At 66.5% G+C, this 26,514-nt stretch carries 26 protein-coding genes; 16 read left to right on the top strand and 10 right to left on the bottom strand.

The features are described from left to right. Window positions 1–5: 5 nt before the first annotated feature. The 3 genes from ACWKSV_RS10330 to ACWKSV_RS10320 all read right to left on the bottom strand — a co-directional run bounded on the left by ACWKSV_RS10330 (window position 6) and on the right by ACWKSV_RS10320 (window position 4,849). The gene (locus ACWKSV_RS10330) at window positions 6–605 is read right to left on the bottom strand and encodes a nicotinate-nucleotide adenylyltransferase (protein ID WP_056436904.1); all 600 of its coding nucleotides are present in this window, start codon (window positions 603–605) and stop codon (window positions 6–8) included. Next, window positions 602–1,864, bottom strand: a complete 1,263-nt coding sequence (locus ACWKSV_RS10325; RefSeq protein WP_076717414.1) for a glutamate-5-semialdehyde dehydrogenase — start codon at window positions 1,862–1,864, stop codon at window positions 602–604. The genes ACWKSV_RS10330 and ACWKSV_RS10325 overlap by 4 nt, the downstream gene beginning before the upstream one ends. 240 nt (window positions 1,865–2,104) lie before the next feature. Next, window positions 2,105–4,849: a [protein-PII] uridylyltransferase gene (locus ACWKSV_RS10320; protein ID WP_076718400.1), complete on the bottom strand. Its 2,745-nt coding sequence runs from the start codon at window positions 4,847–4,849 to the stop codon at window positions 2,105–2,107. A 125-nt stretch (window positions 4,850–4,974) separates the two neighbouring features. Between ACWKSV_RS10320 and ACWKSV_RS10315 the strand changes: the two genes are divergently transcribed. After that, window positions 4,975–6,390, top strand: coding sequence for a hypothetical protein (locus tag ACWKSV_RS10315; protein ID WP_083706704.1), 1,416 nt, complete (start codon window positions 4,975–4,977; stop codon window positions 6,388–6,390). Here ACWKSV_RS10315 and ACWKSV_RS10310 read toward each other — a convergent pair. Continuing rightward, entirely contained in the window at window positions 6,345–6,980 is a 636-nt protein-coding gene (locus ACWKSV_RS10310) for a DedA family protein (RefSeq protein WP_076717413.1), read from the bottom strand. The genes ACWKSV_RS10315 and ACWKSV_RS10310 overlap by 46 nt on opposite strands. Before the next feature lie 75 nt (window positions 6,981–7,055). Between ACWKSV_RS10310 and ACWKSV_RS10305 the strand changes: the two genes are divergently transcribed. The 3 genes from ACWKSV_RS10305 (at window position 7,056) to ACWKSV_RS10295 (ending at window position 8,432) form a co-directional block, all read left to right on the top strand. Further along, a complete protein-coding gene (locus tag ACWKSV_RS10305) occupies window positions 7,056–7,853 on the top strand; it encodes an aldo/keto reductase (protein ID WP_076717411.1) in 798 nt (265 codons plus the stop codon). A 100-nt stretch (window positions 7,854–7,953) separates the two neighbouring features. Continuing rightward, window positions 7,954–8,256: an ArsR/SmtB family transcription factor gene (locus tag ACWKSV_RS10300; protein ID WP_076717409.1), complete on the top strand. Its 303-nt coding sequence runs from the start codon at window positions 7,954–7,956 to the stop codon at window positions 8,254–8,256. A gap of 5 nt (window positions 8,257–8,261) precedes the next feature. Then, a complete protein-coding gene (locus tag ACWKSV_RS10295) occupies window positions 8,262–8,432 on the top strand; it encodes a metallothionein (RefSeq protein ID WP_056436918.1) in 171 nt (56 codons plus the stop codon). A 71-nt stretch (window positions 8,433–8,503) separates the two neighbouring features. On the opposite strand, the gene ACWKSV_RS10290 is transcribed toward ACWKSV_RS10295, so the two are convergent. The 3 genes from ACWKSV_RS10290 to ACWKSV_RS10280 all read right to left on the bottom strand — a co-directional run bounded on the left by ACWKSV_RS10290 (window position 8,504) and on the right by ACWKSV_RS10280 (window position 11,861). Continuing rightward, window positions 8,504–9,901 (bottom strand): UdgX family uracil-DNA binding protein, encoded by a 1,398-nt coding sequence (locus tag ACWKSV_RS10290; protein ID WP_076717407.1) that lies wholly within the window; start codon window positions 9,899–9,901, stop codon window positions 8,504–8,506. A gap of 149 nt (window positions 9,902–10,050) precedes the next feature. Then, window positions 10,051–10,536 carry a hemerythrin domain-containing protein gene (locus ACWKSV_RS10285; RefSeq protein ID WP_056437197.1) on the bottom strand — a complete coding sequence of 162 codons (486 nt, stop codon included), beginning with the start codon at window positions 10,534–10,536 and terminating at the stop codon, window positions 10,051–10,053. Between the two features lie 80 nt (window positions 10,537–10,616). Continuing rightward, window positions 10,617–11,861 (bottom strand): putative DNA modification/repair radical SAM protein, encoded by a 1,245-nt coding sequence (locus tag ACWKSV_RS10280; protein ID WP_076717405.1) that lies wholly within the window; start codon window positions 11,859–11,861, stop codon window positions 10,617–10,619. A gap of 106 nt (window positions 11,862–11,967) precedes the next feature. Here ACWKSV_RS10280 and ACWKSV_RS10275 point away from each other — a divergent pair, with 106 nt between their 5' ends. Then, entirely contained in the window at window positions 11,968–12,681 is a 714-nt protein-coding gene (locus ACWKSV_RS10275) for a DUF4163 domain-containing protein (RefSeq protein WP_076717404.1), read from the top strand. Between the two features lie 82 nt (window positions 12,682–12,763). Next, complete coding sequence (locus tag ACWKSV_RS10270; protein ID WP_076717402.1) at window positions 12,764–13,210, top strand: GFA family protein; 447 nt, start codon at window positions 12,764–12,766, stop codon at window positions 13,208–13,210. Here the strand turns inward: ACWKSV_RS10270 and ACWKSV_RS10265 are convergent. Beyond that, window positions 13,201–13,473 (bottom strand): UvrB/UvrC motif-containing protein, encoded by a 273-nt coding sequence (locus tag ACWKSV_RS10265; RefSeq protein WP_076717400.1) that lies wholly within the window; start codon window positions 13,471–13,473, stop codon window positions 13,201–13,203. The two genes, ACWKSV_RS10270 and ACWKSV_RS10265, sit on opposite strands and share 10 nt — an antisense overlap. Window positions 13,474–13,488: 15 nt before the next feature. Further along, on the bottom strand, window positions 13,489–14,586 hold the full coding sequence (gene mnmA / locus ACWKSV_RS10260; RefSeq protein WP_156884391.1) for a tRNA 2-thiouridine(34) synthase MnmA: 1,098 nt from the start codon (window positions 14,584–14,586) through the stop codon (window positions 13,489–13,491). Between the two features lie 177 nt (window positions 14,587–14,763). Between mnmA and ACWKSV_RS10255 the strand changes: the two genes are divergently transcribed. The 3 genes from ACWKSV_RS10255 (at window position 14,764) to ACWKSV_RS10245 (ending at window position 15,797) form a co-directional block, all read left to right on the top strand. Beyond that, on the top strand, window positions 14,764–14,994 hold the full coding sequence (locus ACWKSV_RS10255) for a hypothetical protein (RefSeq protein WP_056436937.1): 231 nt from the start codon (window positions 14,764–14,766) through the stop codon (window positions 14,992–14,994). A 95-nt stretch (window positions 14,995–15,089) separates the two neighbouring features. Continuing rightward, a complete protein-coding gene (sciP, locus tag ACWKSV_RS10250; protein ID WP_056437202.1) occupies window positions 15,090–15,389 on the top strand; it encodes a CtrA inhibitor SciP in 300 nt (99 codons plus the stop codon). 150 nt (window positions 15,390–15,539) lie between these two features. Beyond that, window positions 15,540–15,797, top strand: coding sequence for a GlsB/YeaQ/YmgE family stress response membrane protein (locus tag ACWKSV_RS10245; protein ID WP_042483991.1), 258 nt, complete (start codon window positions 15,540–15,542; stop codon window positions 15,795–15,797). A gap of 141 nt (window positions 15,798–15,938) precedes the next feature. On the opposite strand, the gene ACWKSV_RS10240 is transcribed toward ACWKSV_RS10245, so the two are convergent. Next, window positions 15,939–16,685 (bottom strand): SIMPL domain-containing protein, encoded by a 747-nt coding sequence (locus ACWKSV_RS10240; RefSeq protein ID WP_443026368.1) that lies wholly within the window; start codon window positions 16,683–16,685, stop codon window positions 15,939–15,941. A gap of 225 nt (window positions 16,686–16,910) precedes the next feature. Between ACWKSV_RS10240 and ACWKSV_RS10235 the strand changes: the two genes are divergently transcribed. The 7 genes from ACWKSV_RS10235 to ACWKSV_RS10205 all read left to right on the top strand — a co-directional run bounded on the left by ACWKSV_RS10235 (window position 16,911) and on the right by ACWKSV_RS10205 (window position 26,457). Beyond that, window positions 16,911–18,089: an efflux RND transporter periplasmic adaptor subunit gene (locus ACWKSV_RS10235; RefSeq protein ID WP_076718393.1), complete on the top strand. Its 1,179-nt coding sequence runs from the start codon at window positions 16,911–16,913 to the stop codon at window positions 18,087–18,089. A 1-nt stretch (window position 18,090) separates the two neighbouring features. Beyond that, complete coding sequence (locus tag ACWKSV_RS10230; RefSeq protein WP_056436942.1) at window positions 18,091–21,297, top strand: efflux RND transporter permease subunit; 3,207 nt, start codon at window positions 18,091–18,093, stop codon at window positions 21,295–21,297. A 266-nt stretch (window positions 21,298–21,563) separates the two neighbouring features. After that, window positions 21,564–22,769 carry a DUF445 domain-containing protein gene (locus tag ACWKSV_RS10225; RefSeq protein ID WP_076717396.1) on the top strand — a complete coding sequence of 402 codons (1,206 nt, stop codon included), beginning with the start codon at window positions 21,564–21,566 and terminating at the stop codon, window positions 22,767–22,769. Window positions 22,770–22,866: 97 nt separating this feature from the next. Continuing rightward, window positions 22,867–23,973, top strand: a complete 1,107-nt coding sequence (locus ACWKSV_RS10220; protein WP_076717395.1) for an ABC transporter permease — start codon at window positions 22,867–22,869, stop codon at window positions 23,971–23,973. Next, on the top strand, window positions 23,973–24,890 hold the full coding sequence (locus ACWKSV_RS10215; protein ID WP_076717393.1) for an ABC transporter ATP-binding protein: 918 nt from the start codon (window positions 23,973–23,975) through the stop codon (window positions 24,888–24,890). The genes ACWKSV_RS10220 and ACWKSV_RS10215 overlap by 1 nt, the downstream gene beginning before the upstream one ends. Then, window positions 24,890–25,852 carry an MlaD family protein gene (locus ACWKSV_RS10210; RefSeq protein WP_076717391.1) on the top strand — a complete coding sequence of 321 codons (963 nt, stop codon included), beginning with the start codon at window positions 24,890–24,892 and terminating at the stop codon, window positions 25,850–25,852. Before ACWKSV_RS10215 ends, ACWKSV_RS10210 begins: the two co-directional genes overlap by 1 nt. Window positions 25,853–25,872: 20 nt before the next feature. After that, on the top strand, window positions 25,873–26,457 hold the full coding sequence (locus tag ACWKSV_RS10205) for an ABC-type transport auxiliary lipoprotein family protein (protein ID WP_083706703.1): 585 nt from the start codon (window positions 25,873–25,875) through the stop codon (window positions 26,455–26,457). The last annotated feature ends 57 nt before the right edge of the window (window positions 26,458–26,514 follow it).

Genomic DNA, 26,514 nt, shown 5'->3' with positions numbered 1-26,514 from the left:
CCTGTTCAGGGGACGTTCCGGCCCATATGCCGAAACCAGTCCGGATCGCGGGCCCGAAGGCCCGTGGCGGAAGTCGGGTCGGGGCGGAAGCGCAACAGCACGAAGGCCGGCAAACTCCACATCGTCCAGTTCTTCGCCTGGCCCGGACGCCTCTGGAAACGCCTGAACCAGCCCAGCGCGGGTGTCGCGTGGGCGGCGGCATTGTACCCCGGACGGCCGATAACCGCAATCGGGATCGCGCGGGCAATATCACGCCACCCGCGCCAGCGATGAAATTGCTCCAGATTGTCCTCGCCCATCAGCCAGATAAACGTGTGGCCGGGGTAGCGGCGCTGGACTTTCCGCACCGTGTCGAGCGTGTAGCGGGTGTGCAGTTCCTGTTCGATCGCGCTGGCCCGGATCGGCGCGCGGCGCGCCATTTTCCGGGCCGAGGCGAACCGCGCGGCGAAGGGGGCCATGTCGCTGGCACCGTCCTTCAGCGGATTGCCCGGCGACACCAGCCACCACACTTCGTCGAGGTTCAGCGCGCGCATCGCGTCCAGTGTGATGCGGCGATGCCCCTTATGGGCGGGATTGAACGACCCGCCGAGCAGACCGATCCTCACCCTCTGATCTGCCCCGTACCGCGCCCGATCCACTTATAGGTGGTCAGCCCCTCCAGCGCGACGGGGCCGCGCGCGTGCAGCCGCCCGGTGGCGATGCCGATCTCTGCGCCCAGTCCGAACTCGCCGCCGTCCGCGAACTGGGTCGATGCGTTCCACAGCACGATGGCGCTGTCGACCTGGGCCAGGAAGCGCTCGGCAACAGCCGTGTCCTCGGCGACGATCGCATCGGTATGGTGCGATCCATGCGCGGCGATATGGGCCATCGCTCCCTCCAGGCCGTCGACCAGCGCGACGCTGGCGATGGCGTCGAGATATTCGGTATCCCAGTCCTCGGCCGTGGCGACGTCCAGTCCGGGCACGATCTCGCGGATGTCGGCATCCCCGCGCACCGTGCAGCCTGCGTCGACCAGCGCGGCGACCAGCTCGGCGGGGTGGCAATAGGCGCGGTCGATCAGCAGCGTCTCCATCGCCCCGCAGATGCCGGTGCGGCGCATCTTGGCATCGCGCACGATCCGCCGCGCCATGTCATGATCGGCCGAGCCGTCGACATAGACATGGTTGATCCCGTCGAGATGCGCGAGCACGGGCACCTTCGCCTCGGCCTGTACCCGCGCGACCAGGCTCTTGCCGCCGCGCGGGATCAGCAGATCGATCAGGCCGTCGGCGGCCAGCATTGCGCCCACGGCGGCGCGGTCGGTGGTCGGCACCAGCTGCACCGCATCCGCAGGTCCCCCCGCCGCCGTCCAGCCTCGGACGAAAGCGGCGTGCAGCGCGCGGTTGCTGTGCACCGCTTCCGACCCGCCGCGCAGGATCGCGGCATTGCCCGCCATGGCGCAGAGGGCCGCGGCGTCGACCGTGACGTTGGGGCGGCTTTCATAAACGATGCCGATCACCCCCACCGGCACGCGGACGCGCGACAGGTTCAGGCCGTTGGGCCGGGTGCGCTCGTCGATCCGCTCGCCCACGGGATCGGGAAGAGCGGCCACCGCCTCCACGCCCGCGACGATGCCCGCGATCCGCGCCTCGTCCAGCGTCAGCCGGTCCAGCATGGCAGGGGACAGCCCGTTCGCCGCGCCCGCCGCCACGTCGCGCGCATTGGCCTCCAGCACCGCCGGGGTCGCCTCGCGGATCGCGGCGGCGGCGGCGCGCAGGGCGTCGGCCTTCGCCTCGGTCGGCATCTGCGCCAGCGTGACGGCGGCGCTGCGGGCGCGTTGGCCCATATCGGCGATCAGGGCGGGAATGTCGTTTTGGTCGGCCATGCGGGGGCGGTATCATGCCGGGACGACACACCCAAGCATCGGAATCTTGCTCACCTGCAAGGTGCGGTGATCTGTGAGTGTTTAGATCGAGATGACGTTTCATAGAAACAACATGAGCCCCTCCCCTTCAGGGGAGGGGTTGGGGTGGGGCCTCGCCACACACTTCATGCTTGCGGAGACGCCCCACCCCCGGCCCCTCCCCTGAAGGGGAGGGGTGAGTCCATCTCATGCCATCTTGCCCTACGCCGCGATCTCCAGGGCTTCGCCCGCCGCCGCGCCGAGCAGCCTCTTCTCCAGCGTCTTCAACCGGCTGCTATTGGTGATCTGATCCCCGGTCAGGTCGGTCAGGTAGAAGACGTCGACCGCGCGTTCGCCATAGGTTGCGACATGGGCGGAGTGGATCGTCACCTTCGACTGGAACAGCGCATGGGCCAGCTGATTCAGCAGCGCGGGGCGGTCGCGGGCATGGACCTCGACCACCGTGAAGCGGTTGGACGCGCGGTTGTCGATCAGGACGTTGGGCGCGATGTGGAAGGCATCGGCGCGCGGCCGTGCATTGGGCTTGGCGACCAGCCGGTCGGCCAGCTTGCTGCGATTGGCCAGCGCATCCTCGATCGCGCGACGCAGGCGGGACAGCTGGCCGGGATCGTCGAACGGGCGACCCAGCGGGTCCTGCACCAGGAAATTGTCGATCGCCATGCCGTCGCGCGTGGTGTGGATGCGCGCATCGATGATGTTGCCGCCCGCGACATGGATCGCGCCCGCTATGCGATAGAACAGGCCTGGATGGTCGGCGGCATAGATGGACACCAAGGTCGCGCCGCGCTCGCCATAGACCTGTGCATCGATCGACAGCTGCGCATCGCCAGCCGCCGCCATCTGGCGGGCATTATGAGCCAGAACATCCTCGGGCTCGGCGATCCAATATGCTTCGGGCAGGCGACGGACCAGCGCGGCGAACTGCGCCTCCGGCCAGCCCAGTATCTCCGCCAGCCGCGCCTGCTTCGCGGCGATCCGCTCGGTCCGGCCACGCTGCTTGTGACCCAGGCGCAGCACCTCCTCGGCGGCGTCGTACAGGTCGGCGAGCAGCTGGCGCTTCCAGCCGTTCCATGTCCCCGGCCCGACCGCGCGAATGTCTACGATGGTCAGCAGGAGGAGCAGGCGGAGCCGTTCGGGGCTCTGGACCGTCTCGCAAAAGTCGAGGATCGTCTTGAAGTCCGACAGGTCGCGCTTGAACGCCGTGGCGGACATCAGCAGGTGCCAGCGGACCAGCCACGCCACCGTTTCGGTTTCGGCCTCGCTCAGGCCCAGGCGCGGGCAAAGCCGCTCGGCCACTTCCGCGCCCAGGATTGAATGGTCGCCGCCACGCCCCTTGGCGATGTCGTGGAGGAGGACCGCGACATAGAGGACGCGCCGCGACACGATCTGGTCGATGATCGCCGAGGCGACGGGATGTTCCTCGACCAGTTCCTGCCGTTCGATCTTCGCCAGCAGGCCCAGCGCGCGGATGGTGTGCTCGTCGACCGTATAATGGTGGTACATGTCGAACTGCATCTGTGCCACGACACGCCCGAAATCGGGCATGAAGCGGCCGAAGACACCCGCCTCGTTCATCCAGCGCAGCACCAGTTCGGGGTCGTGGCGGCTGGTCAGCACGTCGAGGAACAGGGCGTTGGCGCGCGGATCGTTACGGATATCGTCGGCCAGCTTGGCATCGCGCGACGCCGCACGCACCGCCAGCGGATGGACCTCCAGCTCGTAACGGTCGGCAAGCTGGAAGATCTCGATCAGCCGGACCGGGTCTTCCTGAAAAAAGCTGTCGCGCGGCAGGGCAAGCCGCCCGCGATCGAGCACGAAGCCGTTCAACCGGCGCGGGCGCCTGCGGATGGTGGGCAGGCCGAAACGATGGCCGCGCGCCGCGAACCGCTCGTCCAGATGCGCCAGGAACGCACCGGTCAGCGCGCCGACCGTCTTCACCTGCAGGAAATAGAGCTGCATGAACCGCTCGACCTTGGCCTTGCCGGGCCGGTCGGAGAAGCGCATCCGCTCGGCGATCTGGCGCTGCACGTCGAAGGTCAGCCGGTCTTCGGCACGGCCGGTGATGGTGTGGAGGTGACAGCGCACCGCCCACAGGAAATTGTCGGCGCGGTGGAACTGCCGATATTCCTCGCGGGTGAACAGGCCCCGGTCGATCAGGTCGGCCGCACGGTCGACGTCATAGACGTACTTGCCGATCCAGAAGAGTGCGTGCAGGTCGCGCAGGCCGCCCTTGCCTTCCTTGACATTCGGTTCGACGACGTAGCGGGTGTCGCCCATCTTGCGGTGGCGCAGGTCGCGCTCGGCCAGCTTGTCGGCGATGAACTGACGGTGCGAATCGGTCTGGATCTCGGCCTTGAAGCGGCGCGATGCCTCGTCATACAGCGCCTGGTCGCCGCACAGAAAACGCCCCTCCAGCAGGGCGGTGCGGACGGTGACATCGCCCTTCGCCTGGCGGATCATCTCGTCGATCGAGCGGCTGGAATGGCCGACCTTCAGCCCCAGGTCCCAGATCGAATAGAGCATCGATTCGATGACCTGTTCGGCATGCGGGGTCTGCTTGAAGGGGGTGAGGAAGCCGATATCGACGTCCGAATAGGGCGCCATCTCGCCCCGGCCATAGCCGCCGACCGCGATCAGGGTCAGCCGCTCGCCCGCCGTGGGGTTGCTCAAGGGGTAGAGCGTGTCGGTGGTGAACTCGAACAGCACCTTCAGCACCTGATCGGTCAGATAGGCCTGCGCCGCCGCCGCCTCCAACCCGCGCGAGGGATGGAGCGACAGCCGTCGCGCCACTTCCTGCCGCCCGGCATCGAGCGCGGCGCGCAGGACGGGGGTAACGAGCGTGCGGCCTTCCGGCCCCGTGATGCCCAGGGCGGCGATCTGTTCGGCGAGCGCCCGGCGATCGACGATGGCGCGGCGGTTGGGCAGGGATTCGAAACGGCTGTGCATCAGGCCTTCATAGGGGGTGGTGATGAACAAAAGGAGAGGGAGGCGATTCAATCCTCGCCAAGCCGCGCTTGTCCGCAACCGGCAGGGCGGGTAGCGCCGGAGCCCGTGAACCGGGGGATGATCCGATGACGCGGTGGCAGGGCTTGGGCGGCATTCGGGCGGGGCTGTTCCTGTTGGTCTGGTTCTCCTGCGCCTGGTTCGGATCATGGGAGTGGAATCCCAACAACGCGACCCGCCTGTTCGCCGCGATCCGCATGGTCGAGAACGGCAGCGCGACCATCGACCCGTTTGCGCCGCTGACCATCGACAAGGCGCAGTTCGGGGTGCATGCCTATCTCGACAAGGCGCCGGGCATGACGCTGATGGCGCTGCCCGCCGTGGCGCTGACCGATCTGGTCACGGGCGACCGGGCCGAGCATCATGTCCTGTCCACGGCCGATCCGGGGTTCGTCGACTATCTGAAGCTGCGCACCCGCGTCGCCGCCGCCACGGGATCTGCGATACTGACCGCGATCGCGGCCGTTCTGCTGTTCGACTTGGCGCTGGGCCTGAGCGGGCGCGCAGGGGCGGGGCTGTTCGCCGCGCTCGGCTATGCGCTGGGGACGCCGATCTGGGGCTATTCCACAACCCTGCTCGGCCATGCGAGCGTGGCGGCGCTGTTCGTCATCGCGCTGGTCGGGGTGGCGCGGGGCGGTGGACGCTGGCTGGCGGTGGCGGGGCTGGCGCTCGGCTGGGCGGTGGTGGTCGAGTATCAGGCGGTCCTGGCCGGGTCGGTCATCGGGCTCTGGGCGCTATGGCGGCACCGGGCGGACCCGAAGCCGCTGCTACCGTTGCTGGCGGCGGGCGTGGTCGGGCTGCTGCCGCTGTTCGCCTATAATATCTTCGCCTTCGGGACGCCGTTCCGCATCGGCTATTCGGGCGTGGTCGGGTTCGAGGGGATGAACCAGGGGTTGTTCGGGCTGACCTTTCCCCGGATCGCGGTGCTTCGCGAAATCCTGACCGGCCCGATGCGCGGGATCATCTGGGTCGCGCCGGTGCTTGTGCTGGCTCCGATCGGGCTGTGGAGGCTGGGCGAGGATCGGGCGACGCGCGGGCTGGCGCTGACCGCCGCCGGGGTCACGCTGGTCGCGCTGCTGGTCAATGCGGCCTATGTCTATTGGGATGGCGGCAACGCCACCGGCCCGCGTCATGCCATGCCGCTGGCGGGCGTGATGGCGCTGGGGCTGGCGCCGCTCTGGACGATGGCGCGGCGGCTCTGGATGCGCGGCTTGCTCGCGCTGGTGCTGACGGGATCGATGGCGATCAACCTGACCATCGCTTCGGCCGAGATCTTCGCGCCGCCGACCTTCCGCTGGGCCTGGTGGCAGGCGGTGATGCAGCAGCGCTTCCTGTTCGGCGACCTGCGCACCATCCCCTCCGAATGGTGGGGATGGACGAGCTGGCACGGCCTGTACCTCTGGGCGGCGGTGGCGATCCCGCTCGCTTTGTGGCTGGCTCAGTGTTGCGCGCGCTTCAGCCCGCGTACCCGGTGCCAGATGTAAAGGCCGATCAGCACGACCAGCACGATCCCGATCGCCAGGTCGGCGCGGTGGAAGAACGCCTTGACGCGCGGGTCCGAATCCCACTTCTCGCCCAGCTCGCGCCCGACGATGGCCAGCACCAGGCAGAAGGGCCAGCTGCCCAGAAAGGTGTAGAGGTGGAAGGGGACGAGCTTCATCCGCGCCACACCCGCCGGAAAGGCGATGAAGGTGCGGATCACCGGCAGCAATCGCCCGATCAGCACCGCGATCGAACCATAGCGCGCAAAGAAGCGGTCGGCAGCGTCCAGCTCGCCCGGCCCGATCAGCAGGTACTTGCCCCAGCGCTCGGCGACCGGCCGTCCGCCGCGCTTGCCGATCTCATAGGCGACGATCGAGCCCAGATTGCAGCCCAGCGCGCCTGCCGTCGCGGCGAGGTACAGGTTGAACTGCCCGGTCGACACCAGATAGCCCGCGAACGGCATGATGATCTCGGAGGGCAGCGGAATGCACGCGCTCTCGATCGCCATCAGCAGCATGATGCCCAGATAGCCACCGGTGGAAATGACCCAGATGGCGAAGCTCGCCAGCGCGGAAAGAATATGCTCGACCATGGGGGCAGCGACTTGCGCGATCGGGGGGCGGGGGTCAATCGGAACCGCATGAGGGGGCGGCCGGTTTGGGACGGCATGAAGACACTGACCCTGAACGACGGCCGTTCCATGCCCCAGCTGGGGCTGGGCACCTATCAGATCCCGGATTCGCAGGCGGCGCTGGTGGTGCGGCGTGGCCTCGACACCGGATACGGCCTGGTCGACACCGCCGCCATATACGGCAATGAGCGCGGCGTGGGCGACGGGCTTCGCGACGCCGACGCCTTCCTGACCACCAAGCTGTGGAATGACCGTCACCGCGATGCCGAAGCCGCTCTGGACGAGAGCCTCGCGCTGCTGGGTGTCGAGGCGGTCGACCTGTATCTGATCCACTGGCCGGTGCCCGCCGAGGACGCCTATGTCGAGGCATGGCAAAGCCTGATCGCGCTTCGCGAGGCGGACAAGGCGATTTCGATCGGCGTGTCGAACTTCCTGCCCGAGCATCTCGACCGGATCATCGACGCGACCGGCGTGGTGCCCGCCGTCAACCAGATCGAACTCCACCCCCGCTTCCAGCAGCGCGAGGCGCGGGCCTATCACGAAGCCAAAGGTATCGTGACCCAGAGCTGGAGCCCGTTGGGGCAGGGCGGTGAATTGCTGAAAACGCCCGAGATCGCGGCCATCGCGGAGAAACATGGCCGATCGACCGCACAGGTCGTGCTGGCCTGGCATCTGGCGCACGGGCTGTCAGTGATCCCCAAGGCGGCCGATGCGGCACATATGGCGGATAATTTCGCGGCGACCGAGCTCTCGCTGGACGAAGAGGATATGGCGGCGATCGATGCGCTGGATGATGCGGACGGGCGGATCGGCCCGGACCCGAGAGTGATGTAACGGGTCGCATCACGCCTCGCCGGCATGCAAACCCACGAATCCTGATTGACATCAAGATCGATATGAACATATTAGAATGTGTTCATATGTTGGTATATGCATGACACCGGATGAGGGCGCGTTACTGGCCGATGTGTTTCGCCTTTTGGGCGAGCCCAATCGGCTGCGGTTGGTGGTCGCGTGTCTGGATGGGCCGCGCACCGTCAGCGAGCTGACGCAGGAGGTCGGCGTGAGCCAGAGCCTGGTTTCGCAACATCTACGGCTGTTGCGCGCCGGGCGCTTGCTCAAGCAGAGTCGGCAGGGGCGCAACGTCCTTTACGAACTGCCCGACTGTCACATCCGCACCATGCTGACCAACATGATGGACCATGTGCTCGAACCCGATTCCCTAGACGAGGAGTAAGTCGAATGGCCGTCACCGTCGATCAAGTGAAGTGCGCCTGCGCCGATTGCGTCTGCATCGTCAGCGTCAACAATGCCATCGAAGCCGAAGGTCGCAGCTTCTGCAGCGACGCCTGTGCCCAGCATCATGAGGGCGGCACGGGTTGCGACCATGCCGGTTGCACCTGCCACGGCTGATCGTCTTCGAGGGCCGGGTGCTGATCGCGCCCGGCCCCCTGATGATCAACAATGAAGCGCTGGCCGCCGCTTCACGATAGCGCCGCCGCCGCCAGCTTCAAATCCTCTACGAACCGCGCATATTCGACCTCCTTCGCCGCCGGATCGGGCAGGCGGAGCAGATAACTCGGATGCACCGTGATGAAGGCCGTGCCGCCATCGGGCAGCGTCAGAGCCTTGCCTCGTTCACGCCCGATCGTCATGACCTTGCCGAACAGCGATCGCGCCGCCGTCGCGCCCAAGGCCACCGTCACTTTCGGCTGGATCAGCAGACGTTCCTGTTCGACCCACCAGCGGCACGCCTGGATTTCGCCGGCATTGGGTGAGCTGTGGATACGGCGCTTGCCGCGCGGCTCGAATTTGAAATGCTTGACCGCGTTGGTGACATAGGCCGTCGCCCGGTCGATCCCGGCCTCCGCCACCGCGCGGTCGAACACCTGTCCGGCCGGGCCGACAAAGGGGTGGCCCGCCAGATCCTCCTGGTCGCCGGGCTGTTCGCCGACGAACATCAGCGCGGCATCGACCGGACCCTCGCCGAACACCGTCTGGGTCGCGGGTGCATGGAGCGGGCAACGGGTGCAGGTCATCGCCTCGTCCCTGAGCGCCGCCCAGGCCGCCTGCGCATTGCCGCCGCGTCCGGTCCGCACATCCGTCTTGGCCGTTGCGATCATACCCGTCTCCCGCGCCTGCGCGCCCGCGATCAATTCCGAGACCAACGCGGTTTCCGGCATGTTTTTCCAGTATTTGCGCGGCATCTCCTTGAGCATCGCGCCGATCTTCACGCGGGCGGGATTAAAGATGCTGGCATAATAGGTCTTCCACACCGCCTCGGTGGGATCGCCCTCGGGTGCGTCCGCCCTGCTCGCGCCGGGACCTTCGGTGAGCGTCTTGCCGTCCCAGTGGAGCGACACCTCGGGCGTCAGGATCGACCAGCGCATCGTGGTGAAACGGTTGACGAAGAACGCCGCATTGGCACGCACGATATGATGCTCGGGCTCGAACCAGGCGACATAGCGCGGGCCATCGTCATCCTCCGTCTCGCGAAAGCGCAGAAAGGCGCGCATCTTGTGGATGTCGCGCCGCACCGCCTTGGCCAGTCGGTCGAGGCGGCGGATCAGCGGATCGGCCTGATCCTCGATCAGCCGGGGCTGGCGGCGCAATCGGTCGAGCGCGGTGTGGAGCAGAGCGAAACGCTCCGGGTCGTTGGACAGGATGACGCTGCGCGCAAGGTCGATAAAGCCGCGCGATACGTTGAAGCGGGGGGCGGTGGTGGCCGGATTGTCCTCGGCGACCGCGCCGAACAGATCGGCGGGCTGCTCGCCGACCTGCCACACGACCTGATCGGGCGGCACGCTGTCGGCGATCAACCCCCGCGCGGCGTCGCGCCAAGCGTCGAAGTCGTCGGGGGCGGGCAGGGTTATGATGCGCACGCTTCAGCCCCTCTCCTTCAGGGGAGGGGTTGGGGTGGGGCGTCCCCGCAAGCGTCGCCTTTGTGGAAGCGCCCCACCCCCGCCCCCTCCCCTGAAGGGGAGGGGAGCAGTGAGCGGACACCTTCCTACTTTGAAAGCGTTCTTCAAAATCAATCCCGCTCGTCTCCGCCGGGCGGGTTGGCCTTGGCTTCCTTCGCCTCGATGGGTTTGCGGGTTTCGTAGATTTCGGCGAGCTTCTGCTCGGTGGCGTCGTCGAGTTCCTTCTCGGCGGCGGGGAACATCTCTTCTTCTTCCTCGTCGATATGATGCTCGTAGCGATGGCGCATGTGGAAGAACTTCGATTCCCACTCGTCCGACGCAAAGTCGAGGTCCATCATCTCGCCCAGCAGATCGTCGATCTCCTTATGCTCGGACACCGAGTGGCGCGCATCGTCGCGCAATTCGGGCTCGCCCAGCATGGTGGCGTAGAGCGACTCTTCCTCGGCGGCGGCGTGGCTCTGGATCTCGATGCGGAACGCTTCGAACAGCTTCTTGCGCTTGGCGCCGTCGCCCTTAAGCTCGGCGAGTTCCTTCAGCATCTCGCGCTGCTTGTCGTGATCGCGCTTCAGATCGGCATAGATTTCGGCGGTGGCCATGATCGTCTCCTTCGCATGGCCCAACGGCGCAACATGACGCGCGTTTCACCCGCGAATCACTCTCATGGAATCAGGTGTACTCAGCCGAACAGTTCAAGCTGCTTGGCGCTAGGCTTGACCAGCGGTTTCAGGTCCGCCCGCTCGGCCAGCGCCACCGGGCGCCAGTCCTCGGCGATCAGGAAGGGGCGCAGCTTGGCGATCGAGACGGTCAGCCGCCCGACATCCTCCAGCCGCAGCTTGCGCCATTTGCGGGTGGCGATGATCCGGTCCACCGCCTTTACGCCCAGTCCCGGCACGCGCAGCAGCATCTCGCGCGGAGCACGGTTCACGTCGACGGGAAAGTTCTGGCGGAATTTCAACGCCCAGGCGAGCTTGGGATCGATGTCGAGCGGCAACATCCCCGTCGCCTCGTCCGCCGCCGCCGCGACTTCGTTCGGCTGATAGTCGTAGAAGCGCATCAGCCAGTCGGACTGGTACAGCCGATGCTCGCGCATCAGCGGCGGCCGTTGCAGCGGCAGCACGGCGGAGGCGTCGGGGATCGGGCTGAACGCCGAATAATAGACGCGACGTAAGGAGAAGCGGTCGTACAGGGTCGCGGCACGACCGACGATATCGCGGTCGGTCGCGGCATCCGCGCCGACGATCATCTGGGTCGACTGGCCTGCGGGGGCGAAGCCGGGGGCGGATTTGTACTTCTTCGCCGCATCGGTGCGATCCTCGATCGCGGTCTTCACGTCGGCCATCGCGCCTTCGATCCGGCCTGCATCCTTTTCGGGCGCGAGGCGGCGGAGGCCGCCCACCGTGGGCAGCTCGACATTGATCGACACGCGGTCGGCATGAACCCCGGCCAGCCGCACCAGCTCGGGATCGGCATCCGGGATCGTCTTCAGATGGATATAGCCGCGAAAGCCATGATCCTCACGCAGGGACCGCGCGACCTCGACGATCTGCTCCATCGTATAGTTGGACGACTTGATGATGCCCGACGAGAGGAACAGCCCCTCGATATAATTGCGCCGGTAGAAGGCCAGCGTCAGGTTCACCACCTCCTGCGCGGTGAAGCGCGCGCGGCGGACGTTCGAGGACTTGCGGTTGATGCAATAATGGCAGTCGAAAATGCAGCTGTTGGTCAGCAGGATTTTCAGGAGAGAGATACAGCGGCCATCGGGCGCATAGGCGTGGCAGATGCCCATGCCCTCGGTCGAACCGATCCCCTTGCCGTCGCGGCTGTTGCGTTTCGACGTGCCCGACGACGCGCAGGACGCATCATATTTCGCGGCATCGGCCAGGATCGCCAGCTTTTCACGGGTGTCGAGTTGCGCCATGTGTTCGATATATGTTCGCCCATGCGGCGGGACAAGCGGCACGCCGCCAGTCATCGGCCGTACAGCCCGTCTGATCCAGATTGGTGGCGTCGAGGGGAGATAAAAGATGCGTAAGGTGATGATCGCGCTGGCTTTGATCGGCGCCGCCAGCCCGGCCGTGGCGCAGGTCGTGACACGCGAGGCCAAGACCGCCGACTATGAATTCAGCTATGCCTATCCGGCGGCCGCGGCGCGGATCGGTGGGCTGAAGGCATGGCTCGACGCCGACCGCGCACGCATCCAGGCGAAGGCGGCGCGCGACGGGGCCGCCGGTCGTCGCGACGCGCGCCAGTCGGGCTATCCCTATCACCGTTACTCATTCGACAAGACGTGGAAGGTCGTGACGGACACGCCGCGCTTCCTGAGCCTGTCGGCGGACAGCTATGATTTCACCGGCGGCGCGCATGGCTCTCCCGCCTCCCATGAATTGGTCTGGGACAAGGCGGTGGGGCGGCGGCTGGACCCGAAGGCGGTGTTCACGTCGCTGCCCGCGCTCCAAACTGCGATCCGCACCGACTATTGCGCAAGGCTCAAGGCTGAGCAGGTGAAGCGTAATCAAGGCGATCTATCGTCGATGAACGCCTGCCCGCCGTTGAAGGACCTGACCATGCTGCTGGGCTCGACCAATGGCCGCGCGATTGACCGGATCGGGCTGATCGCCGACCCTTATGTCGCGGGCTCCTATGCCGAGGGGGCCTATGAGGTCACGCTGCCGGTGACGCAGGCGATCCTGGGGACGGTGAAGCCGGAATATCGCGGGGCGTTTGCGGTGCGGGGGTGAGCAGTTCTGTCCAGATCACTGGCGTCCAGAGTTTGCTGCTTTCTATGATCCCTGCGTGACATCAGGAGCCAGGAAAGCTTCCATGACGGACACTAAGAATTGCTGGATGGGCCAGTGCCATTGTGGCGCGGTTCGTTTCGAGGCGAAGCTCAGTGACGGTTTCAGCACGGCGCGCCGATGTACCTGCTCCTATTGCCGGATGCGCGGCGCGGTGGCGGTTTCCGCCGATATGGGCGGGATAACGATCGTGCGGGGGCAGGAGCATCTGACCAGTTATCGGTTCAACACGGGGAAAGCCCAACATTTTTTCTGCTCGATCTGCGGTATCTATACCCACCACCAGCGGCGCTCGAACCAGAACCAGTATGGCGTCAACATCGCCTGCCTGGACGGGGTATCGCCTTTCGATCTTGATGAAGTGCCGGTCCATGACGGCGTCAATCATCCGAGCGATACCTTCAAACCGGCAAGGCGCGTTGGCGTACTCCGGTTCGTTCCCGAGGGCTCACTGGAAACTGATCACCCCTGACGCCGCCCGCGTCCCTTGGTCATCGGATCGGGCTTTTTCGGCGGCATCCAGCCTTCGGGGCGTTCGGGGCGCGACTGGCTGGTGCCCAGGCCCATGGCGCCGGGTTGTTGGCGGGTCAGGCCGCTAGTGTCGACCGCGACATCCTCCGCGCCGCCGCGCAACAGGTTGATCCGGTCGCGCAGGGCCCGTGCCTCCTCGAAGTCGAGGCGTTCGGCGGCCGCTTCCATCTGGCGGCGCAGTTCTTCGAGGGTCGGGGCGGTCATGCCCGGACCAACGCCTCAGGCGGCGATGCGTGCCGCCTCGGTCTCGGCGATCCAGCCGCCGCCCAGCACGCGGTCGCCGTCATAGAGCACCGCCGCTTGGCCCGGTGACACGCCATATTCGGGCGCATCGAACACCAGCCGGTCGTCGACCATGCGGGCAGGCACCGGCTTGGCCATGGAGCGGACCTTGGCGAATAGCGGGCCGTCGAGCGGTCCCAGCACGTTCATGGCCGTAAGCCGCGCCGCCTCCACCGCCAGCGCGACGCGCGGGCCGACGACGACGCGCTTGGTCTCCGGCTCCAGCCGGACGACATAGAGCGGCTCGGGGCTGCCGCCGATCTCCAGCCCGCGCCGCTGGCCGACCGTATAGTGGATGAGGCCGCGATGCTCGCCGAGCTTGGCGCCCGACAGATCGACGATATCGCCGCGTGTATCCGATTCCGGACGCAATTTCTTGACCAGTCCGGCATAGTCGCCATCGGGCACGAAGCAGATGTCCTGGCTGTCCGGCTTGGCCGCGACGCCCAGCCCCAGTTCGGCGGCAATCTCGCGCACCCGCGACTTTGGCAGCGCACCCAGCGGGAAGCGCAGGAAGTTCAGCTGATCCTGCGTCGTAGCAAACAGGAAATAGCTTTGATCGCGGGCGGGATCGGCGCCACGATGCAGCTCCGCGCCGTTCACCCCCTCGACCCGACGGACATAATGACCGGTCGCCAGACAGTCCGCGCCCAGGTCGCGCGCCAGCTTCAGCAGGTCGGTGAATTTCGGCCCCATATTGCACTGGACGCAGGGGATGGGCGTGCGCCCGGCCAGATATTCGTCGGCGAAGCGATCAACCACCTGGGTGCGGAAACTATCTTCGTGATCGAAGACATAATGCGCGATGCCCAGGCGATCGCACACCGCGCGCGCGTCGCGGATATCGCGGCCTGCACAGCAGGCGCCCGCACGGCCCACCGCCTCGCCATGGTCGTAGAGTTGCAGGGTGACGCCGATCGTCTCGGCCCCCGTGGCATGGGCGAGCGCGGCCACGACCGAACTGTCGACGCCACCCGACATCGCGACCACGATCCGCTTGGCCCGGGGATCGCCCCCAAGCTGAAAGTCCACCATCTGCTCCATGGTCGCCCCCATACGCCTTTCGCGCGCGTCATGCAAAAAAGCGGAGCGTCCTCCCGATTAAAGAAGGGGCAAGCGTCGTAAAATAGGGAGAATAGTTTTGGGCCTTTACCCGGCTTTCATATCCCGTCGATAACAAGGCCACTCACCCACCGGGATTGGACCGCGCTTTTGGACCTGAGTTTCAACCGTTTCGATCGGGATACCGAACTGACGGTGCTGCCGCCGGACCTGGCCGTGCTGATGGTCGGTGCGACGGCGCGGCAGGCGGCCAGCCCGACCGCGGCGGTGCAGGCCGGTTTCGCCCGCGTGTCCCCCGATCCGATGCTGTTCGCCCCGCTGGACGGGGCGTTCAACGGGCCGATGGCGCGGGCCATCGTCGGATGGAACAGGAATGAATGATCCGTTAACCTTTCGATTTTAGGCGATGTTCAAGGGCACATGGTAGAGCGGCCCTGCAGACGACATGGGGTAGGGAGCCCCGACGAGGTTTGATGATGATCGAGAACCAGAAGATCCGCCCTGCCAAGGTAATCGGGCCGCTCGGCGAACCGCTGACGCTCGACAACCTGCCGCCGCCCAGCACCACGCGCTGGGTCGTCCGTCGCAAGGCGGAGGTGGTCGCGGCCGTCAATGGCGGGCTGCTTTCGGTGGACGAGGTCTGCGACCGTTATGGCCTGACCGTCGAGGAATTCGCCGGGTGGCAGCGGGCCATCGATCGCTCGGGAATGCCGGGCCTGCGCGTCACGCGCATCCAGCATTACCGCTCGCTCTACGAGCGCCAGCAGAAATACTGAGCCCCGACACCCCGGGCGGAATAAAAACGATCGCATCGTTGACATTTTCAAAAACGCTTCGTCGAATTGCCGGTACGGCCACGGAACAATAGCCACATTCGCACGTCTTTTCCCCGTGTCCCGCTCGCGGGCCCAACGGAGGGAAAGACAATGGGTATTATCCTGTGGCTTATCGTCGGTGGTGTCATTGGCTGGCTGGCCAGCATCATCATGCGTACCGATGCCCAGCAGGGCATCTTCCTGAATATCGTCGTCGGTGTCGTCGGCGCGTTCATCGGCGGCCTGATCTTCGCAGGCGGTTCGATCAACAACGCCGGTCTGACGCTGACCTCGTTCCTCGTTTCGCTGCTGGGCGCTGTCGTCCTGCTGGCGATCGTGAACCTTGTTCGTCGCGGTCGGGTGCGTTAAACCACGCATTCGCTCGTTGAGCCAGAAAGGGCCGTCCGGGAAACCGGGCGGCTCTTTTCGTATGCCGGGTATGGTGCGGGCCGCTATCTGCCCGCCGGAAAGTTTGCCCCCATGCCATGAAGGCGATGGGGGCGTGATCGGTCAGTTCAGCAGGAAACGGACCGAGACATTGACGGTCACGTCGCGCTCACCCGGCGCGATGCTGGTCTTTTCCATGGCGTCCGAACGCATCGCCGAAGCGCGGAGCATCATCGGCGGCTGAGGGCCGCCCGCATCCGCGCCATTTTCCGTGATCGAGACGATCCGCGCGACGCGCAGCCCCGCCGCCTTGGCGTAAAGCTCGGCGCGGGCGCGGGCACGCTGGATCGCGTCGGCCCGCGCTTCGTCCAGCGCGGCGTCGGGCTTGTCGATCGACAGATTGGGGCCGTCGATCTGGTTCGCCCCTTGCGCCACCAGCGCATCGAGCACGCTGCCCGACCTGGCGACGTCGCGGAACCGGACGCTCAGCGTGTTGGTCGCCTGATAGCCGGTGATGGCCGGCGGCACATTGTCGCCATAACGATATTGCGGCTGGAGCTGCACGGTCGCGGTCTGGATATCGCGGTCGGCGATCCCGGCGCGCTTCACGGCGGCCAGCACCCGCGCCATGCGCTGCGCATTGTCGGACAGGGCGGCAGCGGCGGTCGCACCCTGGCTGACCACTCCGGCCCGAATAGTGGCCAGGTCCGGCACACGGGTCGTGCGCCCCTCCGCCGACACGTCCAGCACCGTCCCGGCGGCGGGCACCAGCGGTTCGACCGTGGTGGGGGCGGACTGGGTCTGCGCGGCGGCGGCCAGAGGCGCCAGCGCGACGGGGGCCATCGCGGCCAGAAGCAGGTATTTCCTCATCGACATCTCCCTTGTGATGATCGTCTCACGACTATGGGCCAAGGCTTTGACGCCTCATGGCAAAACAGGCGATGAACGCATGGCGTCCACCTTGGAGCCGCCGCAATTCCGGCGTACCAAAAGACACTTGAGTGGTGTGCTATATTTCTATAACACAGCGGGGATGGGCGCATCCTGCACGGCAATGCGCGCACGATGGATGCGGTTCGGGGATCGATGACGAACATGAATTACGAGACGGGGGCGATCGGTGGCGGCCGGCATTTGGAGCTGGAGGGGCCGGTATCCACGCCGCGCAGGCGTTGGATCTGGATCGTCGTGGCGGTCATCGTGCTGGCGCTGGCGGGCTGGTTGCTGTTCGCGCCCAAGAAGCATGAGGCGGACCAGGGTGCCGGTGCGGGGACGCAGGTGCCCAACATCACCGTCGTCGTTCCCGGTCAGCAGGCGGTCAGCCGCGTGATCTCGGCCACCGGCACGCTGGCCGCGCGCCGCGAAATGCCGGTCGGCGTCGCGGGCGAGGGCGGCATGATCACCCGCGTCCTGGTCGAGCCGGGCCAGTGGGTCCGTACGGGGCAGGTGCTGGCCACCGTCGACCGCTCGGTCCAGACCCAGACCGCCTCGGCGCTGAACGCGCAGGTGTCGGTCGCGCAGTCGGACCAGCAGATCGCGCAGGCCGAACTCGACCGTGCCCAGCAGCTGGTCGATCGCGGCTTCATCTCCAAGGCCGATCTCCAACGCCGCACCGCGACCCGCGATGCCGCCGCCGCCCGCGTCCGCGCGGCGCAGGCGACCTTCCGCGAGGCGCAGGCGCGCAACGGCCGCCTCGACATCCGCGCGCCCGCCGAGGGCCTGATCCTGACCCGCGCCGCCGAGCCGGGCCAGATCGTCAGCTCGGGCTCGGGCGTGCTGTTCCGCATGGCGATGGGCGGGCAGATGGAGCTGCGCGCACAGCTGGCCGAGGCGGATCTGGTCGGCCTGTCGGTCGGCGCGCCCGCCACCGTGACCCCGGTCGGCGGCGACAAGAGCTTCAAGGGCGAAGTGTGGCAGGTGTCTCCGGTCATCGACCCGCAGACGCGTCAGGGTGTCGCGCGCGTCGCTTTGTCCTATGACCCGGCGCTGCGGCCCGGCGGATTCGCCGCGGCGACGATCCGCGGCGGTGCGGGCCATGCCCCGGTCCTACCGGACTCGGCGATCCAGAGCGACGACAAGGGCAGTTTCGTGTATATCGTCGGAGCCGACAACAAGGTCGCGCGCCGTGACGTCAAGATCGGTCAGGTGTCGGACGATGGCGTGACCATCGCCTCGGGCCTGAACGGGACTGAGCGGGTGGTGCGTTCGGCGGGTGGCTTCCTGGCGGCCGGGCAGCTGGTCCGCCCGATCCTTGCAGGCCAGGAGGCCAAGTAAGATGAGTTTCCGCAACATCTCGGCCTGGGCGATCCGGAACCCCGTTCCACCGATCGTCCTGTTCGTCGCGCTGACGCTGGCGGGGATCGTCAGCTTCATGCGGATGGACGTGAACAACGATCCCGATATCGATTTCCCGATCGTCGTGGTCGTCGTGAACCAGCCGGGTGCGGCACCGACCGAACTGGAGACACAGGTCACCCAGCGGGTCGAGGCGGCGTTGCGGAACCTGCAAGGCGTCGACCAGATCACCTCGACCGTGACCGAGGGCACGTCGCAGACTTTGGTCCAGCTCGACATCGGCACGCCGATCGACCGCGCGGTCAGCGATGCGCGCGATGCGATCACCCAGATCCGCTCGATGCTGCCCGACGGCATTCTCGAGCCGCAGGTCATCCGCGTCGATTCGACCGATAACGACCTCGCCAGCTATTCGGCGGTGGCGTCCAACATGACGCCCGAGCAGCTCAGCTGGTATATCGACAACAACGTCACCAAGGAGCTGTTGTCGGTTCCGGGCCTCTCCAAGGTCATCCGCAACGGCGGTGTGACGCGCGAGATTCGCGTCATCCTCGATCCATTGAAGTTGCAGGCGCAGGGCCTGACCGCCAGCGAGGTCAATGCCCAGCTGCGCATGACCAACTTGAACGCCGCCGGTGGCCGCGCCGAGATTGCGGGCACCGAACAGGCGGTCCGCGTGCTGGGCAATGCGCGCAATGCCTATGACCTGGGCCAGACCCAGATCAATGTGCGCGGCGGCCGCACCGTGCGCCTCGCCGACATTGCCACCGTGCGCGACCTTTACGCCGAACAGCGTTCGCAGGCGGCGGTCGACGGGCGGCAGGTCATCAGCTTCGACTTCCAGCGGGCCAAGGGCGCCTCGGACGTCAGCGTCTTCAACGGCGCCGTCCAGAAGCTGAAGGATCTTGAAAAGCGCAACCCGGAGGTCAAGTTCGTCCTCCGCTCGAACAGCGTGAAATACACCGAGGCGCAATATGAAAGCGCCATCCATGCGATGATCGAGGGCGCGGTGCTGGCCGTCATTGTCGTCTTCATCTTCCTGCGCGACTGGCGCGCGACGGTGATCTCGGCGCTGGCCATTCCGCTGTCGGCAATCCCGGCCTTCTGGTTCATGGACCTGCTGGGCTTCACGCTGAACCAGATGACGCTGCTGGCGCTCAGCCTGGTGGCGGGTGTGCTGGTCGACGACGCGATCGTGGAGATCGAGAATATCGTCCGCCACATGCGCATGGGCAAATCCGCCTATCAGGCGTCGATCGACGCGGCGGACGAGATCGGCCTCGCCGTGCTGGCAACCACCATGGCGATCGTCGCGGTGTTCCTGCCGGTCGCGCTGATGCCCGGCGTTCCGGGCCAGTATTTCAAGAATTTCGGCCTGACCGTCGTCGTCTCGGTGCTGATGAGCCTCGCGGTCGCGCGCCTGATTACGCCGATGATCGCGGCCTATTTCCTCAAGTCCGCCGGCCATGCCAGCCATGGCGAGGGCAGGCTGATGGACGCCTATATGGCGACGCTGCGCTGGTCGCTTCGCTATGACCGGCCGACCGATGGCGTGAAGCGCGGGCGTCTGCGTCGCCTGCTGGGGCGGTTCCGCGACCATCGCCTGTGGGTGATCGGCATCGGCTTCGGCGCCTTTGCGCTGACCATCGCGATGTTCGCCATCATCCCCAAGACCTTCCAGCCGCCGCAGGACAATGACCGGGCGGTCGCCAAGATCGAGATGGTGCCCGGCACGACGCTGGCCCAGACCGATGCGGTGGTGAAGCGGGTCGCGAACTTCCTGAGCAAGCAGCCCGACGTGGAGTCGGTCTATGCCCGCACCAATGTCGGCAATGGGCGCGTGGTCGCGACGTTGAAGGAGGATCGCTCGATGAAGAGCACCGACTTTGAACGCTCGCTGGCCCCCGAACTGGCCGCGATCCCCGATGCGCGCGTGTCGTTCCAGTCGCAATTCGGCTGGGGTTCGAGCGGGCGTGACCTGACCATCACGCTGGGCGGCGACGACCCCGCCGTGCTGCGCGATACGGCGAACAAGATCGTCGAGCAGATGGGCACCATTCCCGGCCTCGTCGCGCCGCGTATCGTCGGCAATGTCGACCGGCCGGAAATCGTCATCCGCCCGCGCCTCGACCTCGCGGCCAATCTGGGCGTGACGACGCAGGCGCTGTCGAGCGCGATCCGTATCGCGACCTTGGGCGATATCGACCAGAATTCGGCCCGCTTCTCGCTGTCCGATCGCCAGGTGCCGATCCGCGTCGCGCTGGACCAGAATGCGCGCGCGCGCCTGTCGACCATCCAGAACCTGCCGGTGCAGACCCAGACCGGCGGCTCGGTGCCCTTGAGCGTCGTCGCCGATATCGGTCTGGGCGCAGGGCCGACCCAGATCGACCGCGTGAACCAGCGGCGTCAGGTGACGGTCGGTGCCGACCTCGCCAAGGGCCTGATCAGCGGCGACGCGATGAAGAAGGTCCACGACCTGCCCATCATGAAGAACATGCCCATGGGGGTCGGCGAGATGGTGCTGGGCCAGGCCAAGATGCAGGCGGAGATGATGGCCAACTTCTTCACCGCCATCATCTCGGCGGTGTTCCTGGTCTTCGCCGTGCTGGTGCTGCTCTATCGCCGCTTCCTGCCGCCCTTCGTTAACATGGCATCGCTGCTGCTCGCCCCGCTGGGCGGCTTGCTGGCGCTGTATTTCAGCGGCAATCCGCTATCGCTGCCGGTCTATATCGGCCTGCTGATGCTGCTGGGCATCGTCGCGAAGAACTCGATCCTGCTGATCGACTTCGCGCTGGAGGAGATCGCCAAGGGCGTTCCCATCTATGAGGCGGTGGTCGATGCCGGGCACAAGCGCGCCCAGCCGATCGTGATGACCACGGTCGCGATGGTCGCGGGCATGGTCCCGACCGCGCTGTCGCTGGGCGGAGACGGATCGTGGCGCAGTCCGATGGGCGTGACGGTGATCGGCGGCCTTGCGCTGTCGACGATCCTCACCCTGCTGATCGTCCCCGCCGCCTTCAGCCTTTCGGTCGGTGTCGAACGCTGGATCGGGCCGCGCCTGGGCCGACGCCTGCTGACCTACAAGCCCGGCGACGAACTGGGCGGCGGGCCGGTGATCGAAGGGCCTGCGGGCGGTCCCGCGCTGCCGCCCGCGACGGGCAAGCTCGGTTACGATCCGGCGGAGTGAAATTATCCTCCCCGGTACGGGGAGGGGCACCATGCGTAGCATGGTGGAGGGGGATCGCTACAAAGGACACCCTGCGTGGAAGCCCCCCCTCCGTCAGGCCTTCGGCCTGCCACCTCCCCGTGCCGGGGGGATTGCCTTTGCCCCGCTTTCGTTACGCTCGGGAAAGATTCCTCTTGAACAAAGCCGCGCTTCGCGAATTGTCCTGATTGATGGAACTCGCAATGCGATCGGGGGGTAGCCAGACCGTTCCAGCCGCCCTGCGGAAGATGCGGGTCTTGGCCACCGGACTGCTGGTCGGCATGGCGGCGCTGTATCTGGTGTCGCGTGGGCTGCAGCCGGTGCATCCCGCCTGGGGCTATGTCCGCGCCTTTGCCGAAGCGGCGATGGTCGGCGGGCTGGCGGACTGGTTCGCCGTGACCGCTCTGTTCCGCCATCCGCTGGGCCTGCCCATCCCGCACACCGCGATCGTGCCGCGCAACAAGGATCGGATCGGCGACACGCTCGCCAATTTCCTGCGCACCAATTTCCTGGTCCCGCGCGTCGTCGCGCGGCGCATGGTGCGGCTCGACGTTGCGGGCGCGGCGGGGCGCTGGCTGGCGCAACCGCCGCAGGAGGGCGGGCGTATCCGGCGCGGGGCGTCGCGCCTGTTCGCCGAAATGCTGACCGCCTTCGACCCGCAGCGACTGGGCGGCATGGTCAAGGCGGGGATCGGGTCGCGGCTTCGCGCGACCGAGGTCGCGCCGATCCTGGGCCAGTTGCTGAAGGCCAGCATCGCCGAAGGGCGGCATCTGCCTCTGCTCGATTCCGTGCTGCGCTGGGCCGCCTCCGCGCTGGACGCCAACGAAGCGATCGTCCGGGCGATGGTGCATGAGCGGGCGGGTGCGATCCTGCGCTGGACCGGGTTGGACGAGACGCTGGCCGACAAGCTGATCGACGGGCTGCACAAGCTGCTCCACGACGTCGCCGAGGATCGCGAGCATCCGCTGCGCCAGAAGATCGAGGAAGGGCTCGATCGCCTCGCCTGGGACCTGCAATATGATCCCGACATGCGCGCTAAGGTGGAGGCGATGAAGGCCGAGCTGATCGCCAATCCGGCGATGCAGCGCTGGCTGGACGGCTTGTGGGAGCAGGCGCGCGAGGCCCTGTTGCGCATGGCGCGCGATCCGCAGGCGGTCACCGCCGGGCGGCTGGGCGATGCGATGCGCCAGCTGGGCCAGACGTTGCAGGACAATCCCCGGCTGGCGGCGACGATCAACCGCTTCGTGCGCCGTGCGACGGCGGGCATCGCGGCCGATTATGGTGACGGTATCGTCCGTCTGGTGTCGGAGACGGTGCGCGGCTGGGATGCCGACACCGTCACCTCACGGCTGGAAAATGCGGTGGGCCGCGACCTGCAATATATCCGCATCAACGGGACATTGGTGGGCGGCAGTGTCGGCCTGATCCTGCATCTGCTGGATCGCCTCCTATGAAAACGTCACGCCGTCGTATAATTACTGCCGCCAGTCGATTCGTCGTGGGAACGAAGCGCCTTGTCGATACACCCGCTTTCCCGCAAAGAGGCAGTTGATGAACGCCAAGGCCGATTATCAACATGACCCGGCCGACGGAGGAGCGCTTCGCTTCACCGGCAGCCTTTCGCTGGCGACCCTGGGCGACCTGCCCGAGCGGCTGGATCGCGAGGATTCGGCGGTCCGGCGTATCGACCTGTCGCAGGTGGACCGGATCGACACGGTCGGTGCCTGGCTGATCCACCGCTTCGCCGCGCGCAACGATGCCGCCATCGACGGTCTGGACGACGACCAGCGCCACCTGTTCGCCAAGGTGACCGAGGCGGATCAGCCGGTCGCAATGCGCCCCAAGCCGGTCAGCCCCTTCGCGCGCGTGGCGGGCGAGGTCGGCGATGCGGTGGTCGCCGCCTTCCAGACTCTGTACGGCCTGCTCGGCTTCATGGGCGCAACGGTGCTCGCCGGGCTGGCGGTGATCCGCCATCCACGCCGCTTCCGCTTCAACGCGGTGGTGCATGAGTTCGAGACGGTCGGCGTCTCGGCACTGGCGATCATCGGCCTGATGAGCTTCCTGATCGGCATCGTCATCGCGCAACAGGGCGCGGTGCAGTTGCGTCAGTTCGGTGCCGAAGTGTTCACGATCAACCTAGTCGGCCGCCTGACGCTTCGCGAACTGGGCGTGCTGATGACCGCGATCATGGTCGCCGGTCGCTCCGGCTCGGCCTTTGCCGCACAGCTGGGCACGATGAAGCTGACCGAAGAGATCGACGCGATGCGCGTCATCGGTGTGTCGCCGATGGAGGCGCTGGTCGTGCCGCGCACCATCGCGGCGGTCACGCTGATGCCGCTGCTCGGTTTCTATTCGTCGTTGATCGCGATGATCGGCGGTTGTTTTCTCGCGGCGGTGTCGCTGGGCATTCCGCCCGTCACCTTCATCGCGCGCATCCGCGAAGTCGTGCCGATCACCGACCTGTATGTCGGCCTGATCAAGGCCCCGGTGTTCGGCGCGATCATCGCGATCGCGGGCTGTTTCCAGGGGATGCAGGTCAAATCGGATGCCGAGCAGGTCGGCCTGCGCACCACCGCCGCGGTGGTGCAGGCGATCTTCCTGGTGATCGTGCTCGACGCCTTTTTCGCGGTCTTCTTCACCTGGATCGGATGGGATTGATGGCCGAGCAGGACGAACATCTGATCCAGGTCCGGGGCCTGCGCAACAGCTTTGGCGAGCAGGTCATCCATGACGGCCTCGATCTCGACGTGCGCAAGGGCGAGATTCTGGGCGTGGTCGGCGGGTCGGGCACCGGCAAGTCGGTGCTGATGCGCACGATCATCGGTCTCCAGACCCCCGATGAGGGCGAGATCACTGTGTTCGGCGAGCCGACCATCGGCCGCGAGGCGACCGAGGCGGTCGATGTGCGCAAGCGCTGGGGCGTGCTGTTCCAGGGCGGCGCGCTGTTCTCGACGCTGACCGTGGCCGAGAATGTCGCGGTGCCGCTTCGCGAATTCTACCGCGACGTGCCCCCGGCGCTGATGGACGAGATCGCGTCCTACAAGGTCGTGATGACCGGCCTGCCCGCCGACGCCGGGCCGAAATATCCGGCCGAGCTGTCGGGCGGCATGAAGAAGCGGGCAGGGCTGGCGCGTGCGCTGGCGCTCGACCCCGAACTCCTGTTTCTCGACGAGCCGACGGCGGGTCTCGACCCGATCGGTGCGGCGGCGTTCGACCAGCTGATCGCGTCGCTCCAGAAGACGCTGGGGCTGACCGTCTTCCTCATCACCCATGATCTCGATACGCTTTATGCGATCTGCGACCGGGTGGCGGTGCTGGCCGACAAGAAGGTGATCGCCGTCGGTACGATCGACGAGCTGATCGCGCTCGACCATCCTTGGATCGAGGAATATTTCAAGGGACCGCGCGGCCGCGCCGCCGTCGCCGCCAAGGACGAGGTGGCGGACATCCGCCCCCGTTCGGCCGAGGCCGACGCCGCGCGCCACCCCACCGAAGTCGACGCCCATGCCACGGGACAGCATTCCCAGGGTAATGCGGCCGATGCCCATGCGAGAGGCGAAGCAGGGACACGCTGATGGAAACCCGTTCGAACCACGTCCTTGTCGGCTCTGTCGTGCTGATCCTGCTCGCAGTGCTGGCCATCTTCACCGTCTGGATCGCCCGTCTGGGCGGCACGTCGGAGAAGGAATATGACATCTTCTTCCGCCAGTCGGTGGACGGCCTGGCCAAGGGGTCGGCGGTCACCTATTCGGGCGTGCCTTCGGGTCAGGTGAAGGAAATCGCGCTTTGGCGTCCCGATCCGCAATTCGTGCGGGTCCGCGTCGCGGTCAACGAACAGACGCCGATCCTGCAGGGGACGACCGCGTCGATCTCGGCCAGCTTCACCGGTACCAGCACCATCTCGCTGGACGGTGCCCGTAAGGGCGCGCCGCCGATCACCTGTCCGCAGCCGGAAAACAAGACCATCTGCCCCTATGGCGTGCCGGTCATTCCGACCAAGCAGGGCGGCATCGGCGCGATCTTGAACTCCGCGCCGCAGCTGCTGGAGCGGCTGTCGACGCTGACCGAGCGGCTGACCGGCCTGTTGTCGGATCGCAACCAGGCGTCGATCGCGGGCATATTGGACAATACCAACCGCCTGACCGATGCGCTCGCCGATCGCGGGCCGGAGATCGCGGCGACGCTGGCCCAGACCCGCGTGGCGATCCAGCAGGCGGGGGATGCGGCGCAGTCGATCGGCCAACTGGCGGCGACCACCAACGGCATCCTGGCCGAGGATGTGAAGCCGACCATCGCCAATCTGAACCGCACCATCGCCTCGGCGCAGAAGAGCGCCGACACGCTGAACTCGGCGATCGGCGATGCGCGGCCGGGCCTGCAGACCTTCTCGAAGCAGACCGTGCCCGAGGTGGATCGTCTGGTGAAGGACCTGCGCGTGATGACCCAGTCGCTATCGGCGGTCGCCGAAAAGGTCGACCAGCAGGGCGCAGGGTCGCTGATCGGGCAGCAGAAGCTGCCGGACTATAAGGGCAAGTGAGGATGCCGATGAGGACCGTCATGAAGACTCCGCTGATCGTGATGCTCGCATCGCTTCCGCTCGCCGGCTGCATCAGCTTCGGCGCCAAGCCGCCGCCCTCGCTGCTGACGCTCCAGGCGCAGTCGGCGCCGAGCGTGGGGCAGACGCAGGATTCCGGACCCGGCAAGTCGATCACCATCCAGGTGCCGTCCTCGCCACAGGAACTGGCGACCGCGCGCGTGCCGGTGCAGGAAAATGCGACCAGCATCGCCTATGTGAAGGACGCGCAATGGGCCGAGCCGCCGACGCGGCTGTTCGCCCGGCTGATGGCCGACACGCTGACCGCGCGGGCCGGGCGCATCGTCCTGTCGCCGCGCGACTCCATCGGCGATCCGGGCGACCGTCTGGGCGGTGAGCTGCGCCAGTTCGGCATGGACGCCACCCGTCGCGATGCGGCGGTGGTGTTCGACGCCACGCTGCAACGCGACGGCCAGACGAATATCGAAAAGCGTCGCTTCGAGGCGCGGGTGCCGGTCGGCAAGATCGATAATGAGAGTGTCGGCCCGGCGCTGAACCAGGCGGCGAACCAGGTCGCCCAGCAGATATCCGATTGGGTAGGGCGGTAAGAGCTGATCCTTCCCGCTAGCGGGGAGGGGGACCGTGCGTAGCATGGTGGAGGGGGA

The sequence above is a fragment of the Sphingomonas sp. SphC10 genome (assembly GCF_057004845.1).
Note: the sequence above shows the minus strand (reverse complement) of the source record. Positions and strands in the feature narration are given on the sequence as shown.